Here is a 25,863-nt window from a genome sequence, read left to right on the forward strand (position 1 = left end):
AACATTTGTGGATAAAAATTGAGCATTATAAAACTGCTGATACCATCAAAAATGCGGTTGATGAGATTCTATCACAAGTAAAACACAAATACACGATTAATTTTAATTAAGTGCTTAAGTAATAAGTTTAAATTATATTTGCTATTTTTAGCATTATCCTTTTTATATTATCCATCAGTTTCTCATGCGTAAACTTCTTTTCATTAGCATAATATTGGCTGGATGTACCGAATCTAGCAACAAAAACTCTCCCAAATATTATTACGATTTAGCAGGATTTATCAATCAACAAATCTCGCAACTGACTGACAACAAGACACTTATACAAAAAAATCTTTTGATTGGCAATAAAACAGAAACTATCCAAACCAAAGATATTGATTGGAAAAAAGAACTCGAACTTTTTCTGCAAGCCGACCTCAATAAGCAATCGTATCAGTTGAGTTATACGCAAGATAGCACACGAAACGTAGTCATTTATCAGTTAAAAAAGGGCGAAAAATTGATTGTAAAAACATTAAAAATTGAATTTGACGAAGAAAAATCGCCTAAACACATTGAGGCATTGATGCAAGTAGAAAACTATTTGTACAAATCTGAGAAGAATCTCTCGATGGATTTAAACAAAAAACAGTTAGAAAACTACCAAATTGAAGGTTGGCAAGAATTATTTATAGGAAAAAAAAGGGATTTTAAGGTAATTGGGATCATTGGAAAATAATGTAAACTCAATATGTACGATTGTTAACTTAGTGCAAATTCGCTGAAGTCGAAAAGTAATATCTCCTGTTTTTTCTACCAACGTCAGACTTCTCCGAAGTCTTTTTCGCTCAGCTCGATAATTTTAGTCTGAAAAGTAATTTACTAATAATACATATTTATCAGGTATCTATAAAAAACGCATCAAGTAAATTTACCTGATGCGTTTTTTATATTTTTTTATATCTTTATCATTGTCTTAATAATCTCCACCAGCACCGCCACCGCCGAAACTTCCACCACCAAAATCGAAGCCGCCGCCGCCGCCACTATCACCACCAGACCAGCCACCTGACGAGCTTCCCCAGCTTGTGTATGTGATGAAAGGAATCAAACCACCTCCATGACCACCTCTACCACCACCACTACGTTTTCCTATTATATACAGAATGATTACAATAATAATCACAATGATAATGAAACCAATCCATCCACTACCTTCATCGTCAGTAGAAGGCTCTGCTTTAAACTCACCTGATTGGTATTTGATAATATCATCGGCTGCTGCATTAAGTCCTTCGTAGTATTGTAATTGCTTGAAATATGGTTTTATTGTTTGCTCTATAATACGTTTGCTGCGAGCATCGGTTAAGCCTCCTTCTGCACCGTAGCCAGTGGCAATATAAATTTTTCTATCGCCTGGAGCCCATAAAAGTAAAATTCCATTGTTTTTATCTTTTTGCCCAATACCCCAATCTCTGCCGAGTTTTACGGCATATTCGCTAATATCATAAGGTTGTACGCTTTTTACAATCACTATAGCCACTTGCGTAGAAGTTGAGTCTTGATAGGCTCTTAATTTCTGCTCTAATTGGTCTATTTGGCTTTGATTCAATAGTCCTCCTACAAAATCATTGACTAATCGTGCAGGATTAGGCTTTTGAGGAATATCCTGTGCAAAAACAATGCTTTGAAGGAAAAATAGAAATATGAAAAGTTTCTTGAACATTGAGAAGGAAAATTACGATTTACGAGGTACGAATTACGACGGGGTTGCCCGTCCGATTACGAATTATGGTATACTACTTTGGATACAAATATCTGATTATCAACGCATTACTTTTTTCGTAAATTGTAATTCGTAAATTTTTAGACTATGGTATTGGCTCAGTCGAAATATCGTCTGAAATTTCATTCATATCATCTTTCTGATAAGGAAAGTATTTTTTCAATTGAAAACCTGCCTCCTTGATACCCATTTGTAAACCTTCACTAAAGTTTCCTTGTAAAAAATACATACGGAGCGTATCACGGGTGCTTTCCCAAAAATTAGCTGGAACAACTTTATCAATACCAATATCACCCAAAACTGCAAATTTTCGGTCGCCATGAGCTAAGTAAAACAGCACTCCATTTCTTTGAGCAGTCTTATGAAGGCTTAAATAAAGAAATACTTCTTTGGCTCGCTCAAACGGGTCTTTTCCAGTGCATAGTTCTTCCACATGAACTTTTACTTCTCCCGAAGTATTCTGTTCTGCGTGCGTGATGGCAGCAACAATTTTTTCCTTTTCAGCTTCTGAAAAAAACATTTTTGAGATAATTTTAAATATTGACGTAGAATTCTCCGTAAAGACGAACATCTTTACGGAGAAAAATGACCTACAAAATTTATCAGAATTTTATCGACGGAGCTGCTTGAGCAGAATCTGACGCTTGGAAGAAGCCTTTTTCAGCAAAACCAAATATTTTTGCAAAGATAACTGTTGGAAACGCTAAAGCCGAAGCATTATATGTTTGCACAGAGCCATTGAAATCATTTCGAGCTACTGCAATTCTGTTTTCTGTTCCTTCTAACTGAGATTGTAACTCCAGAAAGTTTTGGTTGGCTTTCAAATCTGGGTATTTTTCAACAGAAACCAACAATCGGCTTAGCGAACCACTTAATTGATCTTGTGCTGCTTGAAATTTTTGAATATTTTCGGGAGTTAAATCATCAGCTTTGAGTGTTACTGCGGTAGCTTTGGCACGAGCTTCAATTACTGCTGTAAGTGTACTTTTTTCAAAATCGGCAGCACCTTTTACAGTGTTTACCAAGTTTGGAATCAAGTCAGAGCGACGTTGATAAGCTGTTTGTACATTTGCCCATTTACCTTTTACATCTTGGTCTTTACCTACTAAGCCATTGTATGAGCTGCATCCGTACATACCAAAAATTAGTAAAATACCAACGATGATGAGTGTGCTTTTGTTCATTTCTTTAATGCGTTTTTTATTATTGGTTAAATTTTTGTTCAAATGTAATGATTTGGAAATAATATGCAAGTGGCTAAATGTTATAAATGGATTAAAACCTAAGCAAGCGGACAAATTTGATGTCGAAATTTGCAATTTTAAGAAAATTGGAAGCTTTTAGCATTAAATTTGAAATTTTATAAAACTATTCCGACAGCCAAAGTTTTACATAGTCGCCATTTTTATCATACATATCAGCTTGGCGAGCAATGTTAAAATTCCTATCTTCACGAGGGTCGTTACCTACACCTGCTATATAATTCCAGTTGCCCCAGTTGCTACAAACATCATAGTCAATTAATTGGCTTTCAAAATAACTTGCTCCCCAAGTCCAATCAATGCCCAAAGCTTTAGTTAGGAAACTCGCCACATTTTGTCGTCCACGATTCGACATAAAGCCTGTTAATTGCAATTCCTTCATGTTGGCATCAACAAATGGCACACCCGTTTCGCCATTGACCCATTTTTCAAAACTTGGTTTATCACGTTTCCATTCTTGCAACAAATCGTTTTTAATTCCACTTGTTTTAAAAATTCTTGTACCAAATTTTAAGGCAATAAAATGAAAATAATCTCGCCAAATCAATTCAAAAACTAACCAATAGGTCGAATCGTTTGAAAGCACTTCACTTTCATATTTTTTTACTTCTTCATAAATCTTGCGAGGCGAAATACAACCCACACTCAACCAAGCCGAAAATTTTGATGAATAATCTCCTCCAATAAGTTGGTTACGGGTTTCTTTATAAGTTTTCAACAAATCTTTTTGCCAAATGTAGTCATTAAGTCTGCTCAACGCATTGCTTTCGCCTCCTTTAAAATCTAAAACAGCTCGTGAGTCATGTTTTAATTCTTCGTCAAAACCTAAGTCTTTTAAGGTAGGAATGTCGCCTAATTTTATTGATTTTTCAATTTTTGGAAGCACTATTGGAGCATCAAATATGGCACGTATTTTTGCCGAACGCTCAACTTTTTTTCTGAATTCGGTAAAAACATCGGGTATAAAATTGATTTGAAAAGGCAAATCACGAGCGTGATAGAGTGTTGCTATCCAAATTAGCTCTATTTCGATATTAAGTGGCTTAATTCGCTTTGAAAGTTTTGCCTCAACAGTAGTTTCTTCTTGCGTAACTTCCTTACTGGCATAAACGGCGGCGGCTTGCCATTCATCGGCCATTTTTGCTAAGATTTCTTCTGGTTTTCCAACTCGTATGATTAGATCAGAGCCAATTTTTCGGAGATTATTTCGTAAATCTTCAACAGATTCTAACAAAAACTTTGCTCTAAATGCCCCTGTTCGCTTAAAACCTAAAGCTGTTTTATTAAATTGTCGTTCATCAAAAACATAAACTGGAATTATATTTCCTGCTTTTGTCGCTTTCAATAATGCCTCGTTGTCGTGTAGTCGTAAGTCGTTTCTGAACCAGAAAATAATATTTTGCATAAAATCGAATTATAGAATGTTGCTGCAAAATTAACGGTTTTTCTTAGGACTTTATTTATGAAAGCGATAGAGTATTTTAAACTCAATTGCAAATATATTGATATGCCACATTCTCAACTGTTTTCTTTGCTCCTTTTGTAACGGTCTTTGTTGCTTTTAATGGCAGACTATTTTTATTGTATTCGTAAGTAATATCGGCAACTTCATCAAGTTTGCCATTATCATCATAAATTTTTATAGAGGTTGGATTATTTTTACCAAAAAAAGCAAAGAAATTATTGGCTAAACCAACAAATCCTAATGCCATTGTACGATAACCATCTGGATAAAACTGAGCTTTGTTGTCATAACTTACGCCTTCGAAAGTCAGAAACTCTGGTTCCCCTTCAATTTTGGTATAAACTTTCGACACGTTTTCACCCACATAATCAACCCTTGAAATTCCTTTAATTTTATAGCCAAAAATATCTAAATTCGTATTAATTGTCGTGATTTTATTACCAGAATAAACAAAATCATTCACTTGAAATTCGTAGCCTTTCACCAAAGTTTTTGTTTTTATGATTCTACCCGAAGCATCATATTGAAAAAAGACGGTATAGGTTTCGTCAGGTCTTGGAGTAACAATCTCCATTTTTTCAATTTGATTTTTAATATTATAAGTAAATGTTATAGCTACCTCCTCGCCCTCTTTGTTAATGATTCGTTTGATTCGGCTGAGGGTATATTCAAAAGAAAATAGCGGGGTGCCTGTGGCAGAGTTAACGTTTTTAAGCGGACACTTTGCCAATTGCTCTAATTGTTGAGGTGTTACTCCATCATTTTTATTTTTTTTACAAGAAGTTACTCCCGCAAATACTACAATAAAAGCGAAGGAAATGATGCGTTTCATAAGTGTTTGTTTTGATTTTTCGATAGCTAAACACTTAATTTACAGCAAAAAACGTGCCTGATTATATACGATGGCTTTCCTTGTGCGTCATTTCAAGCTATTCGCTTTTACAAGTTAGGAAAGCCATCGTACTAAACCAATTTAGATTTCAAAAAAGCAGTCAGAATCGCCAATCCTTTTTCAAAATGAGTATTGTTATTGATGATGATATCGGCTTCGTATTTGGTTGGTTCAATGAATTTATCATAAGTAGGAGCTACATGGTTTTCCCAACGGTAAAGCACGTCATTTAAGTCATATCCTCGTTCATTATTATCTCTGATAATACGACGCTTTATTTTGACATGTTCTTTTGCATCAATAAAAACCCTTAAATCGAGCAATCTTGAAACTTCTTGTGAATGAAAAACAAAAATTCCTTCTACAACAATGATTGGGGCTGGCTTAAATGTCAGAGTTTTAGGAACAACATCTGGATTATTAAAAACATACTCTTTGTGCTCAACAATTTTTCCATTTTTCAAATCTTCTATATGTTGGGCATATAACTCAAAGTCAATTGCTGCGGGCAAATCGTAGTTTTCAACATTATTTTGGTCTTTCGGCACAAATTCTTGCGTACGGTAGTAGTTATCCTGCGAAATAAGGCATATTTCTTCCTTTGAAAAGGCTTCCAATAATTGATGCAAAAAGAAGGTTTTCCCCGACGCACTCCCGCCCGTGATGCCAACGATATAAGGTTTCATCATTTTTGTCTAAACCAACACTGCTATAACTTGTTCCAAAATAAATTTCCCGTCTATATTACCCAAAGCCTCATCAGAAGCTCTTTCGGGGTGAGGCATCATGCCAAAAACGTTCGGGCGGCGACCCGCTTTTCCAGCATTTGTTACGCCCGCAATATTTTCAAGACTACCATTTGGATTGGCTTCTGCAGTGATATTTCCAAACGCATCGCAATAACGGAAAAGCACTTGGTCGTTGTCGTTAATACTTTTGAGTGTATCTTCGTCAGCAAAATAACGACCATCGCCATGAGCAATCGGAATCTTGAATGCTTTGTCTTCCAAGCCAGCGGTCAGAATTGCGGACTTACTTTGAGGTTTTAAATAAATATTTTGGCAAATGTATTTTTGGCGAATATTTTTCAACAAAACCCCGGGTACAAGTCCCGCTTCGGCAATAATCTGAAAACCATTACAAATGGCCATCACATAACCTCCACGATTGGCATGAGCAACAACTTCGTTCATGATAGGTGAAAAACGGGCAATTGCTCCAGAGCGGAGATAATCGCCGTAAGAAAAGCCTCCTGGCAAAATCACAAAATCACAACCTTGTAAGTCGTGGTCTTTATGCCAAAGTTTTACTACTTCTTGTCCGAGGTTATGTCGGAGAGCAAAAACTGTATCGTCTTCGCAATTTGAACCTGGAAATACTACTACGCCGAATTTCATATAATTTAGTAAGACCACCCCTAAGCCCCCTGAAGAGGGATTATTGCTGGAGTTAGTTTTTTATTGTGAATGGAAAATACAAAATTACGAAAAGGCTTAGGATTGTTTATAAAATATTTATGAAATTGCCGATAAAAATGTCAATCTGCGAAAAAACGCCTAAAAACAAGCTTATTTTACTGTTTTGGTTCGTTGGGCTTTACCTAATTTGGGCAAACATGGGTAAAAGCAGCTTTGGTGAATTTATGGTTATGAATCTAATGATAGAATGAGTGAATAAACGAATTAGCCAATATCATTTAATTGCTTATTGCTTTATATTCTATCATTCAATCATTCTAAATGGGCGGTGAACCGCTTCAAAATTACTTCTATGGCATTCTATAAGTTTTATTAAACTCTTTGCCAATTTGCTGACCATTACGGAAAGTTGCAGCTCTAATAGTAGTCAATTTATTAAATGTTTGATTACCTACAAAAACAGGAGAATTGGCTGTCGGTTTACTAAAATCAAGTGAATAACGTACCTGAACATCGCTTATATAAGGCTCTAATTTTACCTCAACTGTTTGTGTATTTTTGTTTGGAGTATATGTTTCTTTGATGTCATAGATACTTTTGGCATAATTTACTTTCAGTATATCCAAGCGTTTGAAATGTGTTTCCAATCTACGTCCAAAATCAGTAAAATTCTTATTATTTGAATGTGTCCAAGTCACTTCCGACAATGCACAAGCTCGTGGAAACGCCATATATTCGGCTTGTTCGGGTGTTTCTACATATTCAGTCCAAAGATTTACTTGTGACCCTAAAATATGCTTAGCTTCTTCTGGTTTAAGTTCGGCAGGTGTTGGTTCATAAGAATAAACTTTTTCTAAAGTCAAAAACCCACCAATAGCTAATGGCTCAAAAGCAGCATGTGATTGATAATAATCTATGTAAACATGTGAGCTTGGTGTCATAACAACATCATGCTTTTGCTTCGCTGCTTCAATACCTCCTTGAATTCCTCGCCAAGACATAACTGTGGCATTTGGCGAAAGTCCACCCTCTAAAATTTCATCCCAACCCATCAATTTTTTTCCTTTTGAGGTCAAAAACTTGTCAATTCGTTTGATAAAATAGCTTTGAAGCTCGTGTTCATCTTTCAACCCTTGTGCTTTCATCAAATCCTGACAAAATTTGCTTTGTTTCCATGATGTTTTTGGACATTCATCACCGCCAATATGAATGTATTGACTTGGAAAAAGCTCTATCACTTCAGTCAAAACATCTTCGATAAACTTAAATGTTTTTTCAGTTGGACAGTAAACGTCCTCTATTACTCCCCAAATTTTTGCCACGCCATAAGGGCCACCCGAACAACCCAATTCGGGATATGCCGCCAAAGCAGCGAGTGCGTGTCCCGGCATTTCAATTTCAGGAATAATTGTCACGTATTTTTCTTGAGCATATTTCACAATATCTCTTACTTCATCTTGTGTATAAAAACCACCATGAGGTTTTCCATCAAATTTAAGTGGCTGATTATAAGACATTTTACCCTCAACGGTTTCGGCACGTACCGAGCCAATTTGAGTCAATCGTGGATATTTCAATATTTCTATTCTCCAACCTTGGTCTTCGGTCAAGTGCCAATGCAGCACATTCATTTTGTGCATTGCCAATAAATCAATTGTTTTTTTTATAAATGCAATGGGCATAAAGTGTCTTCCCACATCAAGCATTAGCCCCCGATGTTCGTAGCGAGGTTTGTCAATAACACTCACACAAGGCATTGCTAGTTGAAGTCCTGTTACTTTATTGGATGTAAAAATTTCAGGAGGAAGCAACTGAAAAATTGTTTGAAGAGCATAAAAATACCCTTGCGAAGCACTTGCGGTAATTGTTACGAGATTTGGCTCTACCAAAAGTTCATAATTATCTTCTGGCATCGGATTTGTTGGTCTTGCAAACAAAATCACATTGGTTAATGAAGCAACAGGAATGACTTTTTTAGTTTTAGGGTCAATTTTAGTGATTTTAGGTAAAGAAACCTCAGTAAAAAGTTTCATTCCTGTAGTTAAGGTAACTTGACTGGTTAATAACTTTGCCACTGCCGCTGTTGGGGCATCGTTGGTTTGCAAAATTACTCGTGTTTCATTGTTTATTACAAATGCTCCACTCTTCGCTACAAGCGAATCAGGTTGAGGAATAATACTATAAATATTCTGTCCCCAAGCAGTTGAAACAAGACAAAAGTATACAACAATTAGTTTTTTCATATTGGGTGATTATTGTGAAGTTTCGTATTAAAGAAAACTCATTTAGTCGCAAAAAAGAAAACCTGTTTGCTAAATATTGAACGCCGTTAAAAATAATGCAGCCAACACTCCACCAACAATTGGTCCCGCCACAGGAACCCACGCATACGCCCAATCGCTATTACCTTTGCCCGAAATTGGCAAAATAGCATGAGCAATTCGTGGGCCTAAATCACGAGCTGGGTTGATAGCATAACCAGTAGGCCCACCTAAAGACAGGCCAATTGACCATACCAACATACCAACTAAATATGGAGCGAATCCAGCAGGAAGATTAGCTGAAAAAGAACCCGAAACAATAATTAAAACCATTGTACCGATTGCTTCTGAAATAATATTTGCGACTGGGTTTCTAATAGCTGGGGCAGTTGCAAAAATACCCAATTTTGCTCCTTTGTCTTCGGTAATTGCCAAATGAGGCAAATATACCAACCAAACAAGTGTTGCACCTAAGAATGCCCCTATTAACTGAGCCGAAATAAAAGGAAGTACATTTGAATAATCGCCAGATTTTACTGCCATTGCTACCGTAACTGCTGGGTTTAAATGTGCATCGGGACTACCAAATTTTTGACCAACAAAAATGCCGCACATCACGGCGAAAGCCCAACCCGCAGTTACAACTATCCAGCCGCCATTTTCTCCTTTTGAACCTTTTAATAAGATGTTGGCAACAACACCGTTGCCGAGTAAGATAAGTACAAGCGTACCAAGTAATTCACCAATAAAGTTTGAGGTTTGCATTGAGGTTATATTTATTTTAGGGTTGAAATTGTTTGGCAAGTTAATTTATTTTGTCAGAACACACAATAGACTTAACTTTGTGATTTAATAAACTATTATGATATTGAACTCCCTTACTGCTATTTCTCCTGTTGATGGTCGTTACCGCCGACAAATCGAAAATCTTGCACAATATTTTTCTGAATTTGGACTGATACATTACCGTGTTAGAGTCGAAATCGAATATTTTATTGCTCTTTGCGATTTGCCTTTGCCTCAACTTGAAGGTTTCGACAAAGGTTTGTACAAAAATCTTCGTGAGATTTATGAGAATTTCTCAGAAGACGATGCTCTCAAAATCAAAGAAATTGAGAAAACAACCAACCACGATGTAAAAGCCGTTGAATATTTTATCAAAGATGCTTTTGAAGTTTTGGGAATTGGGCAACATTCGGAGTTTATTCATTTTGGACTTACTTCGCAGGATATTAATAATACAGCCATTCCATTGTCATTAAAAGAAGCAATGGATGTAGCAGTTTTGCCAGTTTTTAATGACGTTTTAGTAAAACTTCATGATTTGGCAGAGCAATGGAAAGACATTTCTTTACTCGCACATACACACGGACAACCTGCATCGCCAACTCGCTTAGGAAAAGAGATTTTAGTTTTCTGTGAAAGACTCGAAAAACAAATCGAAATGCTAAAAACGGTTCCGTATGCGGCAAAATTTGGTGGTGCAACAGGGAATTTCAACGCTCATCACGTGGCATATCCACAAACTGATTGGGTGAGTTTTAGCAATGATTTTATTAATAATGATCTTGGTTTATCTCGTAGTCAAAAAACTACACAAATTGAGCATTATGATATGTTGGCGGCTATGTTTGATAATCTCAAACGTCTCAACACAATTTTGATTGATTTCTCTCGTGATGTTTGGACTTACGTTTCGATGGGTTATTTCAAGCAAAAAATAAAAGCGGGCGAAATTGGTTCGTCGGCAATGCCACATAAAGTAAATCCGATTGATTTTGAGAATGCCGAAGGAAATTTGGGTGTTGCCAATGCTCTTTTTGAACATTTTTCAGCAAAATTGCCAATTTCTCGCCTACAAAGAGATTTGACTGACTCGACTGTGCTAAGAAATTTGGGCGTTCCGATTGGTCATACTGTTATAGCCTTAAATTCTTTGTTGAAAGGAATGGGTAAATTAGAGCTTAACCAAGAAGCCATTGATCATCACTTAGAAGAAAACTGGGCGGTTGTTGCCGAAGGAATTCAGACAGTTTTACGCCGTGAAGGCTTCCCGAAACCTTATGAGGCTTTAAAAGAATTGACTCGTAAAAATGAGAAAATCACCGAAAAACGCATCAAAGATTTTATTGATACACTCGATATTGGCGAAAAAGTAAAATATGAACTTCGCCGTATTACGCCTTTTAATTATACTGGAATATAGGCAATGAGTGAATTTTGAATGATAGAATTGATGAATGATAGAATAAAACGCTCACAAAAATGTATTCTATCATTCACTCATTCAAAATTCACGCAATAGCTATTTCGGCGAATAAATCCTTTCCGCTGTTCTCAGCACTTCTGCTTTATCAAGCGTCATTTTTTTGGTTTGTTTGTTCAGAAACATATCCATTTGGTCGGTGTAATGTGGACTATCCGCATGACCCGAAGCACCAAAATTTGTTATTGATTCTATTTCGGGCAAGCCATTTTTCGGAAATTTCACTAATTCAATATAAGATTCGCCCGCCATTACTTTCAATTTTCCATATTTGTAAGGTTTGCTGTGCATCGCAGTAATTACATCGGGCAAACCCCAACTTGGTTTTTCAACATTGCCACGAACCAGTTTTTGCAAATCACCCAAAGTAATATCAGTTTTTCCGAAATATTGTTTCATGTAAGTATTTACGTGTCGAAGTGCTGCAATACTTTCTTCTTTCGAAACTCCATTGCTAATTTCTTGTGCTTTTTCACTGAAATAATTTAAGGCAATCAAAAATATCGCAGCCCCTTTGCTATCAACATCCGCTTTTCTATTCCACGACTTCAATGTTTCTATAAGTGATTGAATATCAGCGTTTTCTGTAGAATTTAGTTGAAATAAAGCCTCAATTTCAATCGGATACTGTAATTTTTCTGGCAATTGATTATCGTATTTTATTCGCTTAAAATCTTCGTAAGAAAGTTTTTCATATTTTGAAATCAACTCTTGAAAACGAATACTTCGGTTATTGTTTTTAGTTTCATAACCCATCGTTGGGTCAAAGTCTTTGGCTTGTAAATTATCTTTTTCACCCGTAGCATTGAAAGGTGTGTGATTGGTATTTACCAAATATCCACTCGCAGGATTGAGATATTGTGGCAAATCTTTCAGTGGATGAAAGCTCGTCCACAGGGTTTTTGAGGTATTCCCTTGAACTATGTTTTGCCAATCGTAGCCTTGTTCACGCACAGGAATTTTGCCATTGCTGACATAAAAAATAGTGTCGTGCTTGTCGGCATAAATGGTATTAAAACCTGGAATAGCCGTCATTTGCATTGCCTTATAAAACTCCGAAAAATTACGGGCTTTGTCCATTCTGTACCATTGCTCAACGCCACGAATATCTTTATTTGCTCCCAATCTTATCGAAAAAGTGCCTTGCTTGGTCTGAACCGTAGCTCCATATTTACTCCACAAAGCAGCCTTTTTAATAGGCAATATAAAAGCTCCAATTTTTACTTTCAACTTAACTGTTTTTTCTTCCAAAGTTTCCCAATTTCCATCAAAACGGTACTGTTTTTTGTTATTTGGGTTCATTTCTAATTGAAAAATATCAATTTTGTCTTGATAATTGACCGTATGAACCCAACCCAGGTTTTCATTCACTCCATGAAAAACCACAGGCCCACCAGGGAAAAGTCCACCCAAAATATTCAGACCTTGTTCGCTGCACAAATGAGCCTCGTACCAAGCCACTGGCCCTTCGAGCGGCTGATGCGAATTAATTGCCAAATAAGCACTTCCATCGGTTGTTTTTGAACTACTGATAGCAAAAGCATTTGAGCCACCAGTTTTAAAATCGTCTAAAGTTTTTATCTTCCCGCTAAAAATTTTCTGTAAAACGCCGTCCACACCCGAAATCACCGAAAGCGATAAAACTATGCTCGTCATATATTCTTTGGTATTGGTTGGAAACGAACCTTTCAGCAAAATTTCTTCGGGGTGTTTGGCAGCGTAGGCATTTATTCCGGCCACATATCCTTCAATAAGTGCCTTATATTCGGGCGAAAGTGTCTTTTCGTATTGCTCTTCAACCACTTCTCGACAATGCAAAAGTGCTACAACGTAATCAATTGAAGCTCCGTCTTTGCCTTTTAGTTTGCCAACCATTCCTTTTCCTGCAAGCATTGTTAGTTGCATGGTTTTGAAATCATCTTCGGCATTTGCCCACGCTAAACCGTAAGAAACTTCGGCATCAGTTTTGGCAAAAATGTGTGGAACACCCCATTTATCACGGGCAATTTTGATATTATCGGGGTTTACTTGAGCGAATAATTGTTGACTGAAAAATAAGCAGAAGAATAGTTTTTTCATTATGAGGTTGAATTGTAATTGCTTGATTATCACAAAAGTATAAATTTAAAACTAAAAAAGGGAAGACATTTTAAATGTCCTCCCTTTCAAAACTAACAACTCAGAAAGTTGTTTTACAATAAATTTGCTTTCAACATATATTCAGCAATTTGAACAGCATTGGTAGCAGCACCTTTACGAAGGTTGTCAGCTACAACCCAAAGGTTCAAAGTGTTTTTCTGAGATTCATCACGACGGATACGTCCAACAAAAACCTCATCTTTTCCATGCGAGGTAATTGGCATTGGATAAATAAAGTTTTTAGGATCATCTTGTACTATAATACCTTCGGTTTCGCTCAAAAGTCGGCGAACTTCATCCAAATCAAAATCATTTTCAAACTCAATATTTATAGCCTCAGAGTGACCACCAATTGTAGGAATACGCACCGTCGTTGCCGTTACAGCAATACTATCATCACCCATGATTTTTTTGGTTTCATTCACCATTTTCATTTCTTCTTTGGTGTAACCATTATCCAAGAAAACATCAATGTGTGGCAATACGTTGAGGTCAATTTTGTGCGGATATACTTTCGCAACGCTATCGTCGCCAGCACGTTCTGCAAAAAGTTGGTCAACCGCTGCTTTACCAGTTCCAGTTACCGATTGGTAAGTTGAAACAACCACTCGTTTGATTTTATATTTATCATGTAATGGCTTCATCACCACTACCATTTGAATTGTTGAGCAATTTGGATTGGCAATGATTTTATCTGCTGCCGTGATCGTGTTTGCGTTTACTTCAGGAACTATCAACTTTTTAGTTGGGTCCATTCTCCAAGCCGAAGAATTATCAATAACAGGAATACCCGCCGCTGCAAATAACGGAGCTAAAGCTAATGAAGAACTTCCACCTGCCGAGAAAATCGCAACCGCAGGTTTCATCTTGATGGCATCTTCGTAGCCTACTACCGTAAACTGTTTACCTTTAAATTCAACCTGTTTACCAATTGATTTTTCGGAAGCAACGGGAATAATTTCGCTAACGGGGAAATTTCTTTCCGCCAATACTTTCAAGATTTCGGTGCCAACTAAGCCTGTCGCACCAACTACTGCAATTTTCATTTTTTTGAATCCACCCCCAGCCCCTAAAGGAGGTGATTTTTAAGTTAAAATAAAAACACTTTAAGTTTTCTGGGGCAGAAAACTTAAAAGTGCAAAGATAAACTAAAAATTGGTTCAATAATCTTGGAATAGTACAAAAGTTATGAAAATTGCCAAATTTTATTTGGTGTGATGCAGAAATCAAGGCGAATATCGTAAGCATCAACATCTTTTATTTGCTCGATGGGTTCAAAAATTGAAAGTCCAATTTTCAAAACATCGGGTCGGCAATTGGCCAAAAACCTATCATAATAACCTTTTCCGTAGCCAACACGATAGCCTTTTTTGTCGAAACACAAAAGAGGAATGAGAACTAAGTCTATATCGGCAACTGATGACTGAATACTGTCGACTGAGCTCGGTTCAGGAATTTTCCATTGATTTTCTTCAAAAATTGTTTCTTTTGTCAACAAGTAATTAGTCATTGTACCATCTTCGTGGCTTTTGGGAATAACAATATTTGTAGCAAAATCTTTTTGTAAAGTATTAATTATCAACCAAGTATCAATCTCATTATTACGTTTTATCGGAAGAAAGGTATGAATTGTAGCGTAAGCATGAACTGGAATATTTCTGAAAAACCAGTCATGTATTTTTTTAGAAAAGCCCTCAACTTTTTGTTCGGTGAGGGCTTTTCGTTTTCGTAAGAATTCTTTTCTTAAATCTTGTTTTGAGACCTGAATCATACTTTTTCCAAGACTTCGTTTACTTTATTAATATTTGCATTTTCAACAGCTTTTTTCTCTTTCCACTCTTTCCATTGTTCACCCATCAATTTATTCATGCCCTTATCTATCAACGTGTGCCTTACTACATTCCAACCGCCACGAGCTGTGGTAAAGATAGAGTCATTGGCTCGTAAAGCTAAACTAAATCCACCGTCAACGTATTTGATATAATGCCACCATAACGACGGAATAAAAAGCGTTTCCCCGTGTCCAAAAGTTGCTTCATAACCAACGGCACTTTTCATTGCAGGATGGCGTTCATAGTCAGGAGCTAATGGATTTACGTGGCTTTGTACTGTAAATGGATGTTGATAAAGATTAGTACTTTGGTCAGGGGCAAACAAAATTGCTTGTTTGCGAGTTTGAAATTGCGTTAAGAAAACATTGGAGCAGTCCATGTCGTAATGTAGATTTACAACCGAATTTTGCCCACCAAAAAACATAAACTTGTAGCTTTTCAAAAAACCATCCATGATGGTCGGAAAGCGAATATCGTTGGCCAATTCAGGCACTTTCTTAAAAATATCAAACAAGAAAATACGTAAATCTGTTGGTCCTTGCTCTATTAAACTCAGATACTTACCAAAATTCATTGTTTTGGCTGCTTGAAAATAATTTTTGGTATCATGGATGTGATTGTCAAATAATGGCACCTCCAAATCGCCGTAATTATTTCGTAACCAATCAAAAGTCCATTTATTTAAAGCAGGCCAATCTTTTACTAAATTGGTGAAAACTACTGGGCGTTTGGGCTTTAAATAACTTTCAATAAATTCTTCTCGACTCAAATTACTTCGTCGCTCTATGGGTGATAATTTCATATCTAAAAATTTAAGTTTATGTGAAGTATTCTTGGGCAAACGACAATTAAAATTGACTTTCCCTCAAAAAAAACGACTAAAAATAAAAATTGGTTTCAAATTGTAAAAGCAAGTTGAAATATCTATTTTTTAAATAGATATTCTTGATAAAACAAATTTTATATTAGTATGCTTGCATACTAATATGTTTGCTGTATATTTGTCAAAAAATTATGCTTGCATAACAATTCTACCAAATCTTAAATGCCAAAACATTGAGCGATGGAATACCATAATAACCTCAACCGAACCTTAGCAAATCTGCAAAAAGTACCTACTTTTATGCAAAGTTGGGTGCGTGATTATGCCATTGGCCGATTTGTAAAATTTGTTGGCACAGCAGGCATACATTTTGAAAAAATGACCTGTAATGAAGTCGCAGTAACACTTCCAAATAAGCCAAAAGTACAAAACCACATCAGACAAGTTCATGCCGCAGCTACCACTCTCTTAGCTGAAACAGCTTCTGGAATGGTTGTCGGCATGAATATTCCTGATGAAAAATTGCCTTTGATGAAAAACCTTTCTGTGAAATTTATCAAGCGTAGTCAAGGTCAACAAAATGCAATTGCGACACTTACTGAGCCGCAAATAAAGCAAATTCGAGAAACTGATAAAGGCGAAGTAAATGTATCGGTAAAAATCACCGATGAAACGGAAGAAGAAGTGGTTATAGCAGAAATGATTTGGGCGTGGGTTTTGAAGAAAAAATGATTTGTCGATTGTTATTTACTTCATTACAAAATTTTACTAAAACTGTAAACAGTGGTTTATTGACCATCGACTAAAATATGATTTCAAACGAAGAAAGTTTTCAGAATGAGTTTTTAAGACCAATTTTAAAAGAACAAAACGATTTATTGGTCAATATTTTTAAGCATTATTTAGTAAAACATAAGATTTTATTTGAACGATATTCACCCCAAGACCAAGCCAATTATATAGAAAATACCATCAAAAAAGACGCACAATTACGCAACTATTTTGTTGGAACGATAATCGGCAAACTTTCGGTCGAACAATACCAAGTTTTCATAGCAATGGAAACCGAGCTGAATCGCAGAATAATTACTATGCTTGTGAAAAGATTACAGAGCCAAATGATTTGATAACTTTTTGAAAGTTGTCAAATCTAAAGCACCGAAGATTATGGCAAAAACGTCAGATTATTATACACCATTAGAACCCAACTGCTATTATCACGTTTATAACAGAACTGTTGGTAAACAAGACTTATTTTTAAATCAAGGTAATTATGAATTTTTCTTGCGAAAATATGATGAATATTTATCGAACTATATAGATACTTATGCCTTTTGCTCATTAAACAACCATTTTCATCTTTTAATATTTGTAAAGCCTTGGGAGAGCATTCTTGAAAAATTCCGAAAATTAGAAGAAGCAAAATTAGATTTGACAACTTTTGAAAATTTGTCAAATCTTGAAGATAAGAAGCCTTCAGATATCATTAGTCATCAATTTCAAAAGTTTTTTCAATCATACTCAATGGCTTTCAATAAACAACATGGTAGAGTTGGAACGCTTTTTCAAACGCCATTCAAAAGAAGTTGGATTGATAATAATGAATACTTAAAATATATGGTTTACTATATTCATTCAAACCCTCTAAAACATAGCGTATTTCCAGACTTTCAGCATTACAAATGGAGTTCATACCACCGAGTTTTAGATGATAAACCAACCAAGTTAATGAAGAAAGAAGTGATTTTATGGTTTGGAAATAAAGAAAAGTATATGAAATTTCATACAGAAAATCAGAATTTAGATAACATTAAGAATTTTAAAATTGACGGAGTGTAGATTAGACAACTTTTTGAAAGTTGTCTAATCTGACTCTACAAAGAAAAATCAAATACAAAACCATGAATCGTAGTATCAAAAAAGTAGTTGTTTTAGGTGCGGGCATTATGGGAAGCCGTATTGCTTTGCATTTTGCTAATATCGGAGTTGAGGTGCTACTTCTCGACATGGTTCCGAAAGAGCCAAACGACGCCGAAAAAGCCAAAGGATTAGACACTGCTCAACCAGCTGTTCGTAACCGAATTGTTAATGAACTTTTCCAAGCGGCGGTAAAGGCAAGTCCTTCGCCAATTTATAGTCAAAAATCGTTAAGTCGAGTAAAATTGGGTAATTTCGATGACGATATGCCTAAAATTGCCGCTTATGATTGGATTATTGAAGTTGTTGTGGAACGTCTCGACATCAAAAAAATTATTTACGAAAAAGTAGAGAAATTCCGAAAAGCAGGAACTTTGGTTACATCAAATACTTCGGGAATTCCGATTCATTTGATGGCAGAAGGACGTTCGGAAGATTTCCAAAAACATTTTTGTGGCACTCATTTTTTCAATCCTCCACGTTATTTGCGTTTATTGGAAATCATTCCTACCGACAAAACCGACAAATCAGTAGTTGATTTCTTGATGCACTACGGCGATTTGTATCTTGGAAAAACGACCGTTTTGTGTAAAGATTCTCCCGCATTTATTGCCAATCGCTTGGGGATTTATGCCATGGTACAAACCATCAGAGTTGCCGAAGAAATGGACTTGACGGTAGAAGAAGTTGATAAATTGACAAGCACCGTTGTTGGTCGTCCAAAATCTGGAACATTCCGTTTGTCAGATGTTGTTGGTTTGGATACAACTGTCAATGTTTGCAATAATTTAATAAATGTTTTAGAAACCGACGAATCGAAAGACGCTTTCATTTTGCCGACAACAATGGCAAAATTAATGGAAAACAAATGGCTCGGAGATAAAACTGGTCAAGGCTTCTATAAAAAAACGAAAGACGAGAATGGCAAAACTGTTATTTTAGCCTTAGATTTAAAGAGTTTTGAATACAAACCTTCCGAGAAAGTTAAGTTTGCAACCTTAGAAAGTACAAAAAGTATCGACGACTTGAAAAAACGTTTCTCGGTACTTTTAGCAGGAAAAGACAAAGCAGGCGAGTTTTACCGCAAAACTTTTGCTGACGGTTTCCGCTACGCAACGAACCGTATTCCAGAAATTTCGGACGAATTATATAGAATTGATGCCGCTATTTGTGCAGGTTTTGGCTGGCAAATGGGAATGTTTGAAACTTGGGATGCCATAGGGGTTCGTCCGATGATAAAAATCATGGAAGATTTAGACCAAAAACCAGCGGCTTGGGTTTATGAAATGTTGGAATCGGGCAACGAAACTTTCTATAAAGTTGAGGCAGGAAAACGTAAATATTATGACATTCCTACAAAAACCTATAAACTCATTCCAGGAACGGAGTCATTTATTATTTTGGATAATCTTCGTCAAACTAACGTGATTTGGAAAAATGCAGGTTCAACAATCTTTGATTTGGGTGATGGCATTGCGGGCGTAGAATTTCATTCAAAAATGAATACTTTTGGGGCAGAAGTGGTAGAAGGCTTAAATAAAGCGTATGCCATTGCCGAAAAGGATTTCAGAGGTTTAGTTGTAGGAAACGACTCAAACGAAGCGTTTTCGGCAGGTGCAAACTTGGCGATGTTGTTTATGTTTGCCATTGAGCAAGAATACGACGAAATTAATATGATGATTGCACAATTCCAACAAACGATGATGCGTGCAAGATATTCGTCAATTCCCGTTGTTACGGCTGCCCATAGTTTGGCTTTGGGTGGCGGTTGCGAGCTGAATCTTCATGCCGATAGAGTGGTTGCTCACGCCGAAACCTACATGGGTTTGGTTGAGCTTGGCGTTGGTTTGATTCCAGCAGGTGGCGGAACGAAAGAAATGGCTCTTCGTTGTTCAGACTTATACCAATCGGGCGACCCAGAATTAAATATTCTTCAAAATGCCTTTATGAATATTGCCCAAGCTAAAGTTTCAACTTCGGCACAGGAAGCGTTTGACATGGGTTATTTGAAAACCAATAAAGATAGAATTGTGCTGAACAGAAGTCGTTTGATTGCCGAAGCCAAAGAAGAAGCCATTAAATTAGCGGAAGAAGGTTATACCCAACCAAAGCAACGCACCGACATCAAAGTACAAGGAAAAGCAGGAATTGCACTTTTCAAAGCAGGTATTACAGGAATGTTGATGGGCAAATACATCACCGAACACGATGCTAAAATCGCTGATAAATTGGCTTATGTAATTTCGGGCGGAGATTTGAGTTATCCACAAATGGTTTCTGAGCAATATCTATTGGATTTGGAGCGTGAAGCGTTTTTATCGCTTTGTGCTGAGAAAAAAACAATGGAGCGTATGCAAGGACTTTTGAATGGTGGAAAACCGCCTCGTAACTGAGATACGAGATTGGAGATACGGGATACGAGAATTATTATTTTTACATTTTTTATCTCTTAAAAATCTAACTTTTGAATCTCATATCCAACATCTCCTATCTCAAATCTCGTATCTAAAAAATGACAGCTCACAATTTTAAAGATTTGAAAGTTTGGCAAATGTCAATTGAACTTACAAAAGAGGTCTATGACTTAACATCAATCTTTCCAACCGACGAAAAATGGGGCTTAACAAGTCAAATTAGAAGATGTGCTGTTTCTATTCCATCTAATATTGCAGAAGGTTCTGGCAGAAATTCAAACCAAGACTTTTCTCGTTTTCTTGGAATTGCACTCGGTTCATCTTACGAATTAGAAACCCAGCTAATTTTAGCTGAAAAATTAAATCTTATTTCAACAACTGATTTGGATAATATGTCGAACCAATTAATGTCTATCCAAAAGATTATTTTCTCTTTACAGAGAAAATTTGGAAATTAATTTTTCTCGTATCCCGTATCTCAAATCTCGTATCTCTAATAAAAAATGAACGCATATATAGTAGCTGGCTACCGCAGTGCAGTCGGCAAAGCACCCAAAGGAGTTTTTCGCTTTACTCGCCCCGACGATTTGGCGGCTGATGTAATCAAACATCTCATGGCACAAGTGCCAAACCTCGACCCTGCTCGTGTAGATGATTTAATTGTAGGAAATGCCGTTCCCGAAGCTGAGCAAGGAATGCAAATGGCTCGTTACATTTCGCTTTTGGCTTTAGGAGAAAAAGTAGCAGGAGTAACTGTCAATCGTTATTGTGGCTCAGGCGTTGAAACAATTGCAATGGCAGCAGCAAAAATTAGTGCTGGAATGGCAGATTGTATCGTAGCAGGTGGCACAGAATCAATGTCGATGGTACCAACAACAGGTTGGAAAATGGCATTGAATTATGGTTTGGCTTCGCACCATCCAGATTATTATATCGGAATGGGGTTAACGGCCGAGCAAGTCGCTCAACAATTTAATGTTACTCGTGAAGAGCAAGATATTTTCTCGTACAACTCTCATGTAAAAGCATTGGCCGCACAAGCAGCAGGTAAATTTGATGCTGAAATTGTGCCGATTACAGTAAAAGAAACGTATTTCGACGAAGCTACGGGCAAGAAGAAAAATAAAGAATACGTGGTAACAAAAGATGAAGGTCCACGTGAAGGAACGAGCGTTGAGGCTTTGTCAAAACTTCGTCCCGTTTTTGCAATGGGTGGAAGTGTTACAGCAGGAAACTCTTCACAAACATCTGACGGTGCCGCTTTCGTAATTGTAATGTCAGAAAAAATGGTAAACGAATTAGGCTTAAAACCAATCGCTCGTATGATGGCTTATGCTACGGCAGGAGTTGAGCCTCGCATCATGGGAGTTGGCCCAGTTGCAGCTATTCCGATTGCCTTGAAACAAGCAGGTTTGAAACAAGATGATATTGATATTATTGAATTGAATGAAGCTTTTGCTGCTCAATCTTTGGCAGTTATCAAAGAATTGGGCTTGGATACAAGCAAAATCAACCCAAACGGTGGAGCAATCGCCCTCGGTCACGCTCTCGGTTCAACGGGCGGAAGGTTATCGGTACAAGTTATCAACGAACTTCGCCGTCAAAACAAAAAATACGGTATGGTAACCGCCTGTGTGGGTGGTGGACAAGGTGTGGCAGGGATTTATGAGTTTTTGAACTAATACAAGTGTTGGGTTGAAAATACTTTGGGGGATATTTAAGCTATACTTATAGTTTAAATATCCCCTCTTTGTTGGTTGATAAATTTCAAAATCCTACATTTGTTTCATTAAGAAGTGTTTTTTTGACACTACTAATTTTCTCTATTTATTCAACCTTTACAATCAGAACTATGAAACAAGTCTTTTTTAAAAAAGCGATGTTATTCTTATTAGTAACATTTGCTTTTTCTATTTCAACATTTGCTCAAGGGCAATTTAGAGTTTTACTTTTTTCTAAAACCGACGGTTTTCACCATGAGTCTATCAATGAGGGTGTAATTGCCATTAAACAACTGGCACAAAGACATACTTTTAGTGTCGATTGGCAAGAAAATGCTTCTGTATTCAACGACAAAAATTTAGAAAAGTATCAAGCAGTTATTTTTCTGAATACTACTGGAAATATTTTGAATGAAGAACAACAAGTCGCTTTTGAAAAATTTATTAAGGCAGGAAAAGGCTTTGTAGGTATTCACAGTGCCACCGATACAGAATACGATTGGCCTTGGTATGGCAAATTGGTCGGAAATTATTTCAAGATTCACCCACAACAACAAACAGCGTATTTGAAAGTAGAAGACAGCAATTTTCCAGGAATGGAGCGTTTCCCTAAAAAATTACTTTGGACAGACGAATGGTACGAATTTAAGACACCTTCGCTTGCAAATGATTTGAAGGTTTTAATTTCGATTGATGAAAAATCTTATAATCCTGCTACTAAATGGGGAGAAAATGAAGGAAAAGGCATGGGTTTCCATCCGATTTCGTGGTACCACAATTATGATGGTGGTCGTGCATTTTATACTGGATTAGGACATATTCCATTGGTTTATAGCGACCAAACCTTCCTTGATCATCTTTATGGCGGTATTTACTGGGCGGCAACTGGTAAAGGAATGTGATTTTAATGGAGAATTGACAAATACTCTTTTCAATTATATTGAAGCCTCTTTTCGACTTGAAAAGAGGCTTTTTTTCTGATTTTCCCGCTCTGACATTAAGATAAAAAGGAATTTTTTTACTTTCTCTTTCGTTGAAAAATAGTACAATTCTCATTTTTCCGAATGACTCAAAAAGAAAAATTACTCCTTTTTATTCTTGCTTGTATTAATTTCACGCATATCATAGATTTTATGATAATGATGCCTCTGGGGCCTCAACTAATGGAGATTTTTGACATTTCTCCTCGTCAATTTGGCTTTGTGGTGTCGGCTTACGGTTTGAGTGCAGGTGTTTCGGGTTTTTTAGCTGCTTTTTTTGTTGATAATTACGACCGCAAGAAAGTGGTACTTTTTGCTTATATAGGTTTTGTAGCTGGTACAATTGCTTGTGCGTTTGCTCCTACTTACGAGATTTTGATTTTGACTCGTACCATTGCTGGTACATTTGGTGGCTTAATTGGAGCCCAAGTAATGTCTATCGTAGCCGATACTTTTGAGTATGAGCGACGTGCAACTGCAATGGGTTTTATTACAACCGCCTTTTCGTTAGCTGCCGTAGTTGGTATTCCTTCGGGACTATTTTTAGCAGCTAAATTTGGTTGGCATTCGCCATTTTTGGTGCTTGGTGGCTTAGGTATCATTGTTATTTTCTTGATTTACAAATACGTTCCGACTTTAGATAAACACCTAAAAAATCGTCAGCCAAAGCAAAGTCCATTTGCTGTAATTACCGATATTACCAAAAACCCTAATCAATTGCGAGCGTTGGGGCTTTCGACCATCATTATGCTTGGTCATTTTAGTATAATTCCTTATATCTCGCCAACTTTGGTGGCAAATGTCGGTTATAGTCAAGACAATATTTTCTTGATTTATTTCGTCGGTGGTTTACTAACAATATTTTCAGCCCCAATGGTCGGAAAATTGGCTGACCGTAAGGGTAAATATCCAGTTTTTGTAATTTTTGCTTTTCTTTCCATGATTCCTATTTTCCTGATAACTAATATGTTTTCGGGCGTTTTGTGGGGCGTTTTGGTTATTGCAGGTATTTTCTTTGTTTTCTCAAATGGTCGTTTGATTCCTACCCAAGCCATTATTTCGAGTGTTGTTACGCCACAACAAAGAGGCAGTTTTATGGCTATAAACTCTTCGGTACAACTTTTTGCTCAAGCAATTGCTACAAATATCGGTGGTTTTATTATTCACAAAAACGCTTCAGGATACCTCGAAAATTATCCTTATGTGGGTTATTTTGCTATAATTATGATATTTTTCAGTATTTTTATAGCCAAAACTGTTAGGCCAATTGCTCAATAGAATAATTTTTAATCAAAATCTATTTATGTTACATCCAATTCTCCAACATAAGCTACCCGAAGTTGTTGCAATTTGTAAGCAACATCGTGTGAAGCAACTCTATGCGTTTGGGTCGGTTTGTACTGATAAATTCGATAGTGAAAGTGATATTGATTTTATAATCTCATTTGATGATTTGTATTTTGATGATTATGCTGATAATTACTTTAGTTTAGAATCACAACTATCCAAAACTTTAGGACGAAACATAGATTTAGTTACTGATAGAACGATACAAAACCCTTTTTTTCGGAAGGTAATTGAAAAAACAAAAACGCCAATCTATGAGTGATGAAGTAAAAAAGTGTCTGCAAGATATTATTGATTCCATTAATTCGATTGATGAATATTTGGGCGAAAATCGTAGTTTTATTTATTACGAACAAAATAAGCAATTGCGACGCTCCGTTGAAAGAGAAATAGAAATTGCGGGTGAAGCAATGAATCGTGTAATAAAATTTGATGAAAATCTCAAAATTGAGAATGGCAAAAATCTAATCAATATGCGTAACCGAATCATTCATGCTTACGATGCCATTGATAATGCCATCATTTGGAATATTGTTCAGTGACATCTCCAACCATTAAAAACTGAACTCCAAAAACTCATGACTAATGAATAAAAATAGCCTCTTATATATTATTTTCTTTACCTTCTCATTCGGTACATTCGCACAAGATTTTAAGGCAGAAATAGAAAAACACCGAGAAGAATACAAATCCGAATTTTTGAAGTCAGCCAATTCTCCTTTGAAACAGGAAGATTTTAAATATTTGCGTTTTTATGAACCCAACGAGAAATTTAAAGTCGAATGTAAATTTGTTCCGACCAAGGGAAAACCGTTCGAATTACCAACTTCGGCAGGAAAGACAAAAACTTATGTAAAGTTTGGATAAGGATAATTTTTTCCCTGCTGATGCTGGCAATGAATATGCCACACCTTACTCGGATTTTCGTCCACCTTTCACCGGAATCTGGCGTGAATACGTCGGTCCTGATACGGCCGTTCCTGCCACCTTAAATTGGGGTGCAACTGAAGTCGGTTGGAAGCCAGCCATCATTCCTATTATCAATGACGATAGGGTAGAGTTTTCTGAGGACATGGTAGTTCAGCTTTGGCAAGAGGCTGGCGATACTGGTTTTATCGGTGTCAATAATACCGCGCACCTCAACATTCTTGCGGATCAGTTTCAAGGCATGCGTGTCAATAATGGTTTTGTTGAAATTGGGGAGCAACCCGCCGGTGCGGCCGATCGAACTTTTAACCCAGCGAATCAAGAGCAAACTGATCCCCCCAACAACACCCTGCCTGGAGCCAATAACACCGTCCACACAACGCTGGTTCAACCTGCGGACGGAAAGGTCATCATTGGTGGTGATTTTACCA

The 25,863-nt window shown here is 36.6% G+C and carries 27 protein-coding genes; 14 read left to right on the forward strand and 13 right to left on the reverse strand.

Annotated elements, in window-relative coordinates; genetic code table 11:
- Positions 1–184: 184 nt before the first annotated feature.
- Positions 185–721, forward strand: a complete 537-nt coding sequence (locus ACH2CJ_RS21100) for a hypothetical protein (protein ID WP_394996363.1) — start codon at positions 185–187, stop codon at positions 719–721.
- Positions 722–958: 237 nt separating this feature from the next.
- Here the strand turns inward: ACH2CJ_RS21100 and ACH2CJ_RS21105 are convergent, their stop codons facing one another.
- The 9 genes from ACH2CJ_RS21105 to ACH2CJ_RS21145 all read right to left on the reverse strand — a co-directional run bounded on the left by ACH2CJ_RS21105 (position 959) and on the right by ACH2CJ_RS21145 (position 9,831).
- Positions 959–1,708 (reverse strand): TPM domain-containing protein, encoded by a 750-nt coding sequence (locus tag ACH2CJ_RS21105; RefSeq protein WP_394996366.1) that lies wholly within the window; start codon positions 1,706–1,708, stop codon positions 959–961.
- Positions 1,709–1,853: 145 nt separating this feature from the next.
- A complete protein-coding gene (locus ACH2CJ_RS21110; protein ID WP_394996368.1) occupies positions 1,854–2,288 on the reverse strand; it encodes a TPM domain-containing protein in 435 nt (144 codons plus the stop codon).
- Between the two features lie 82 nt (positions 2,289–2,370).
- Positions 2,371–2,952, reverse strand: coding sequence for a LemA family protein (locus ACH2CJ_RS21115; RefSeq protein WP_394996370.1), 582 nt, complete (start codon positions 2,950–2,952; stop codon positions 2,371–2,373).
- Between the two features lie 184 nt (positions 2,953–3,136).
- Positions 3,137–4,435, reverse strand: coding sequence for a DASH family cryptochrome (locus ACH2CJ_RS21120; RefSeq protein WP_394996372.1), 1,299 nt, complete (start codon positions 4,433–4,435; stop codon positions 3,137–3,139).
- 82 nt (positions 4,436–4,517) lie between these two features.
- Positions 4,518–5,327, reverse strand: a complete 810-nt coding sequence (locus ACH2CJ_RS21125; RefSeq protein WP_394996374.1) for a hypothetical protein — start codon at positions 5,325–5,327, stop codon at positions 4,518–4,520.
- Between the two features lie 131 nt (positions 5,328–5,458).
- Positions 5,459–6,076: a uridine kinase gene (gene udk / locus ACH2CJ_RS21130; RefSeq protein WP_394996376.1), complete on the reverse strand. Its 618-nt coding sequence runs from the start codon at positions 6,074–6,076 to the stop codon at positions 5,459–5,461.
- Between the two features lie 6 nt (positions 6,077–6,082).
- Positions 6,083–6,784: a phosphoribosylformylglycinamidine synthase subunit PurQ gene (gene purQ / locus ACH2CJ_RS21135; protein ID WP_394996378.1), complete on the reverse strand. Its 702-nt coding sequence runs from the start codon at positions 6,782–6,784 to the stop codon at positions 6,083–6,085.
- 371 nt (positions 6,785–7,155) lie between these two features.
- Positions 7,156–9,048: a beta-N-acetylhexosaminidase gene (locus tag ACH2CJ_RS21140; protein WP_394996380.1), complete on the reverse strand. Its 1,893-nt coding sequence runs from the start codon at positions 9,046–9,048 to the stop codon at positions 7,156–7,158.
- A gap of 69 nt (positions 9,049–9,117) precedes the next feature.
- Positions 9,118–9,831 (reverse strand): MIP/aquaporin family protein, encoded by a 714-nt coding sequence (locus tag ACH2CJ_RS21145; protein WP_394996383.1) that lies wholly within the window; start codon positions 9,829–9,831, stop codon positions 9,118–9,120.
- 97 nt (positions 9,832–9,928) lie between these two features.
- On the opposite strand from ACH2CJ_RS21145, the gene purB reads away from it, so the two are divergent.
- A complete protein-coding gene (gene purB / locus ACH2CJ_RS21150; protein ID WP_394996386.1) occupies positions 9,929–11,272 on the forward strand; it encodes an adenylosuccinate lyase in 1,344 nt (447 codons plus the stop codon).
- A 99-nt stretch (positions 11,273–11,371) separates the two neighbouring features.
- Here the strand turns inward: purB and ACH2CJ_RS21155 are convergent, their stop codons facing one another.
- The 4 genes from ACH2CJ_RS21155 to ACH2CJ_RS21170 all read right to left on the reverse strand — a co-directional run bounded on the left by ACH2CJ_RS21155 (position 11,372) and on the right by ACH2CJ_RS21170 (position 16,105).
- Positions 11,372–13,411, reverse strand: a complete 2,040-nt coding sequence (locus ACH2CJ_RS21155) for a penicillin acylase family protein (RefSeq protein WP_394996388.1) — start codon at positions 13,409–13,411, stop codon at positions 11,372–11,374.
- A gap of 113 nt (positions 13,412–13,524) precedes the next feature.
- Positions 13,525–14,517, reverse strand: a complete 993-nt coding sequence (locus tag ACH2CJ_RS21160; protein ID WP_394996390.1) for an aspartate-semialdehyde dehydrogenase — start codon at positions 14,515–14,517, stop codon at positions 13,525–13,527.
- A gap of 140 nt (positions 14,518–14,657) precedes the next feature.
- A complete protein-coding gene (locus ACH2CJ_RS21165) occupies positions 14,658–15,242 on the reverse strand; it encodes a 5-formyltetrahydrofolate cyclo-ligase (protein WP_394996392.1) in 585 nt (194 codons plus the stop codon).
- A complete protein-coding gene (locus ACH2CJ_RS21170) occupies positions 15,239–16,105 on the reverse strand; it encodes a cupin-like domain-containing protein (protein ID WP_394996394.1) in 867 nt (288 codons plus the stop codon). The genes ACH2CJ_RS21165 and ACH2CJ_RS21170 overlap by 4 nt, the downstream gene beginning before the upstream one ends.
- Before the next feature lie 261 nt (positions 16,106–16,366).
- On the opposite strand from ACH2CJ_RS21170, the gene ACH2CJ_RS21175 reads away from it, so the two are divergent.
- From ACH2CJ_RS21175 to ACH2CJ_RS21230, 12 genes are all read left to right on the forward strand, one after another.
- A complete protein-coding gene (locus ACH2CJ_RS21175) occupies positions 16,367–16,858 on the forward strand; it encodes a DUF4442 domain-containing protein (RefSeq protein ID WP_394996396.1) in 492 nt (163 codons plus the stop codon).
- Positions 16,859–16,935: 77 nt separating this feature from the next.
- Positions 16,936–17,253 (forward strand): glyoxalase, encoded by a 318-nt coding sequence (locus ACH2CJ_RS21180; RefSeq protein WP_394996398.1) that lies wholly within the window; start codon positions 16,936–16,938, stop codon positions 17,251–17,253.
- 40 nt (positions 17,254–17,293) lie between these two features.
- Positions 17,294–17,965, forward strand: coding sequence for a transposase (locus tag ACH2CJ_RS21185; protein ID WP_394996401.1), 672 nt, complete (start codon positions 17,294–17,296; stop codon positions 17,963–17,965).
- A 62-nt stretch (positions 17,966–18,027) separates the two neighbouring features.
- Positions 18,028–20,436: a 3-hydroxyacyl-CoA dehydrogenase/enoyl-CoA hydratase family protein gene (locus tag ACH2CJ_RS21190; protein WP_394996403.1), complete on the forward strand. Its 2,409-nt coding sequence runs from the start codon at positions 18,028–18,030 to the stop codon at positions 20,434–20,436.
- A gap of 119 nt (positions 20,437–20,555) precedes the next feature.
- Positions 20,556–20,915, forward strand: coding sequence for a four helix bundle protein (locus ACH2CJ_RS21195; protein ID WP_394996404.1), 360 nt, complete (start codon positions 20,556–20,558; stop codon positions 20,913–20,915).
- Positions 20,916–20,960: 45 nt separating this feature from the next.
- On the forward strand, positions 20,961–22,139 hold the full coding sequence (locus tag ACH2CJ_RS21200; RefSeq protein WP_394996406.1) for an acetyl-CoA C-acyltransferase: 1,179 nt from the start codon (positions 20,961–20,963) through the stop codon (positions 22,137–22,139).
- 170 nt (positions 22,140–22,309) lie between these two features.
- Positions 22,310–23,080, forward strand: a complete 771-nt coding sequence (locus tag ACH2CJ_RS21205) for a ThuA domain-containing protein (RefSeq protein ID WP_394996408.1) — start codon at positions 22,310–22,312, stop codon at positions 23,078–23,080.
- A 162-nt stretch (positions 23,081–23,242) separates the two neighbouring features.
- Complete coding sequence (locus ACH2CJ_RS21210; RefSeq protein ID WP_394996410.1) at positions 23,243–24,436, forward strand: MFS transporter; 1,194 nt, start codon at positions 23,243–23,245, stop codon at positions 24,434–24,436.
- Between the two features lie 25 nt (positions 24,437–24,461).
- Entirely contained in the window at positions 24,462–24,767 is a 306-nt protein-coding gene (locus ACH2CJ_RS21215; protein WP_394996412.1) for a nucleotidyltransferase family protein, read from the forward strand.
- Positions 24,760–25,047: a DUF86 domain-containing protein gene (locus ACH2CJ_RS21220; RefSeq protein ID WP_394996415.1), complete on the forward strand. Its 288-nt coding sequence runs from the start codon at positions 24,760–24,762 to the stop codon at positions 25,045–25,047. Before ACH2CJ_RS21215 ends, ACH2CJ_RS21220 begins: the two co-directional genes overlap by 8 nt.
- Positions 25,048–25,090: 43 nt before the next feature.
- Positions 25,091–25,372: a hypothetical protein gene (locus ACH2CJ_RS21225; protein ID WP_394996418.1), complete on the forward strand. Its 282-nt coding sequence runs from the start codon at positions 25,091–25,093 to the stop codon at positions 25,370–25,372.
- Positions 25,365–25,863 (forward strand): hypothetical protein (locus ACH2CJ_RS21230; protein ID WP_394996421.1); only part of this gene is annotated, 499 nt, incomplete at its 3' end. The genes ACH2CJ_RS21225 and ACH2CJ_RS21230, both read left to right, overlap by 8 nt.

The organism is Emticicia sp. (assembly GCF_043780375.1).
Classification (GTDB): Bacteria; Bacteroidota; Bacteroidia; order Cytophagales; family Spirosomataceae; genus Emticicia.

Coding starts and splice junctions, on each gene's coding strand:
- ACH2CJ_RS21165 (WP_394996392.1), bottom strand. CDS start 15,242: ATGATTCAGGTCTCAAAACAAGATTTAAGAAAAGAATTCTTACGAAAA.
- ACH2CJ_RS21100 (WP_394996363.1), top strand. CDS start 185: ATGCGTAAACTTCTTTTCATTAGCATAATATTGGCTGGATGTACCGAA.
- ACH2CJ_RS21195 (WP_394996404.1), top strand. CDS start 20,556: ATGACAGCTCACAATTTTAAAGATTTGAAAGTTTGGCAAATGTCAATT.
- ACH2CJ_RS21115 (WP_394996370.1), bottom strand. CDS start 2,952: ATGAACAAAAGCACACTCATCATCGTTGGTATTTTACTAATTTTTGGT.
- ACH2CJ_RS21175 (WP_394996396.1), top strand. CDS start 16,367: ATGGAATACCATAATAACCTCAACCGAACCTTAGCAAATCTGCAAAAA.
- ACH2CJ_RS21215 (WP_394996412.1), top strand. CDS start 24,462: ATGTTACATCCAATTCTCCAACATAAGCTACCCGAAGTTGTTGCAATT.
- ACH2CJ_RS21160 (WP_394996390.1), bottom strand. CDS start 14,517: ATGAAAATTGCAGTAGTTGGTGCGACAGGCTTAGTTGGCACCGAAATC.
- ACH2CJ_RS21110 (WP_394996368.1), bottom strand. CDS start 2,288: ATGTTTTTTTCAGAAGCTGAAAAGGAAAAAATTGTTGCTGCCATCACG.
- ACH2CJ_RS21205 (WP_394996408.1), top strand. CDS start 22,310: ATGAAACAAGTCTTTTTTAAAAAAGCGATGTTATTCTTATTAGTAACA.
- purQ (WP_394996378.1), bottom strand. CDS start 6,784: ATGAAATTCGGCGTAGTAGTATTTCCAGGTTCAAATTGCGAAGACGAT.
- purB (WP_394996386.1), top strand. CDS start 9,929: ATGATATTGAACTCCCTTACTGCTATTTCTCCTGTTGATGGTCGTTAC.
- ACH2CJ_RS21155 (WP_394996388.1), bottom strand. CDS start 13,411: ATGAAAAAACTATTCTTCTGCTTATTTTTCAGTCAACAATTATTCGCT.
- ACH2CJ_RS21120 (WP_394996372.1), bottom strand. CDS start 4,435: ATGCAAAATATTATTTTCTGGTTCAGAAACGACTTACGACTACACGAC.
- ACH2CJ_RS21210 (WP_394996410.1), top strand. CDS start 23,243: ATGACTCAAAAAGAAAAATTACTCCTTTTTATTCTTGCTTGTATTAAT.
- ACH2CJ_RS21190 (WP_394996403.1), top strand. CDS start 18,028: ATGAATCGTAGTATCAAAAAAGTAGTTGTTTTAGGTGCGGGCATTATG.
- ACH2CJ_RS21220 (WP_394996415.1), top strand. CDS start 24,760: ATGAGTGATGAAGTAAAAAAGTGTCTGCAAGATATTATTGATTCCATT.
- ACH2CJ_RS21200 (WP_394996406.1), top strand. CDS start 20,961: ATGAACGCATATATAGTAGCTGGCTACCGCAGTGCAGTCGGCAAAGCA.
- udk (WP_394996376.1), bottom strand. CDS start 6,076: ATGATGAAACCTTATATCGTTGGCATCACGGGCGGGAGTGCGTCGGGG.
- ACH2CJ_RS21170 (WP_394996394.1), bottom strand. CDS start 16,105: ATGAAATTATCACCCATAGAGCGACGAAGTAATTTGAGTCGAGAAGAA.
- ACH2CJ_RS21105 (WP_394996366.1), bottom strand. CDS start 1,708: ATGTTCAAGAAACTTTTCATATTTCTATTTTTCCTTCAAAGCATTGTT.
- ACH2CJ_RS21145 (WP_394996383.1), bottom strand. CDS start 9,831: ATGCAAACCTCAAACTTTATTGGTGAATTACTTGGTACGCTTGTACTT.
- ACH2CJ_RS21140 (WP_394996380.1), bottom strand. CDS start 9,048: ATGAAAAAACTAATTGTTGTATACTTTTGTCTTGTTTCAACTGCTTGG.
- ACH2CJ_RS21185 (WP_394996401.1), top strand. CDS start 17,294: ATGGCAAAAACGTCAGATTATTATACACCATTAGAACCCAACTGCTAT.
- ACH2CJ_RS21180 (WP_394996398.1), top strand. CDS start 16,936: ATGATTTCAAACGAAGAAAGTTTTCAGAATGAGTTTTTAAGACCAATT.
- ACH2CJ_RS21225 (WP_394996418.1), top strand. CDS start 25,091: ATGAATAAAAATAGCCTCTTATATATTATTTTCTTTACCTTCTCATTC.
- ACH2CJ_RS21125 (WP_394996374.1), bottom strand. CDS start 5,327: ATGAAACGCATCATTTCCTTCGCTTTTATTGTAGTATTTGCGGGAGTA.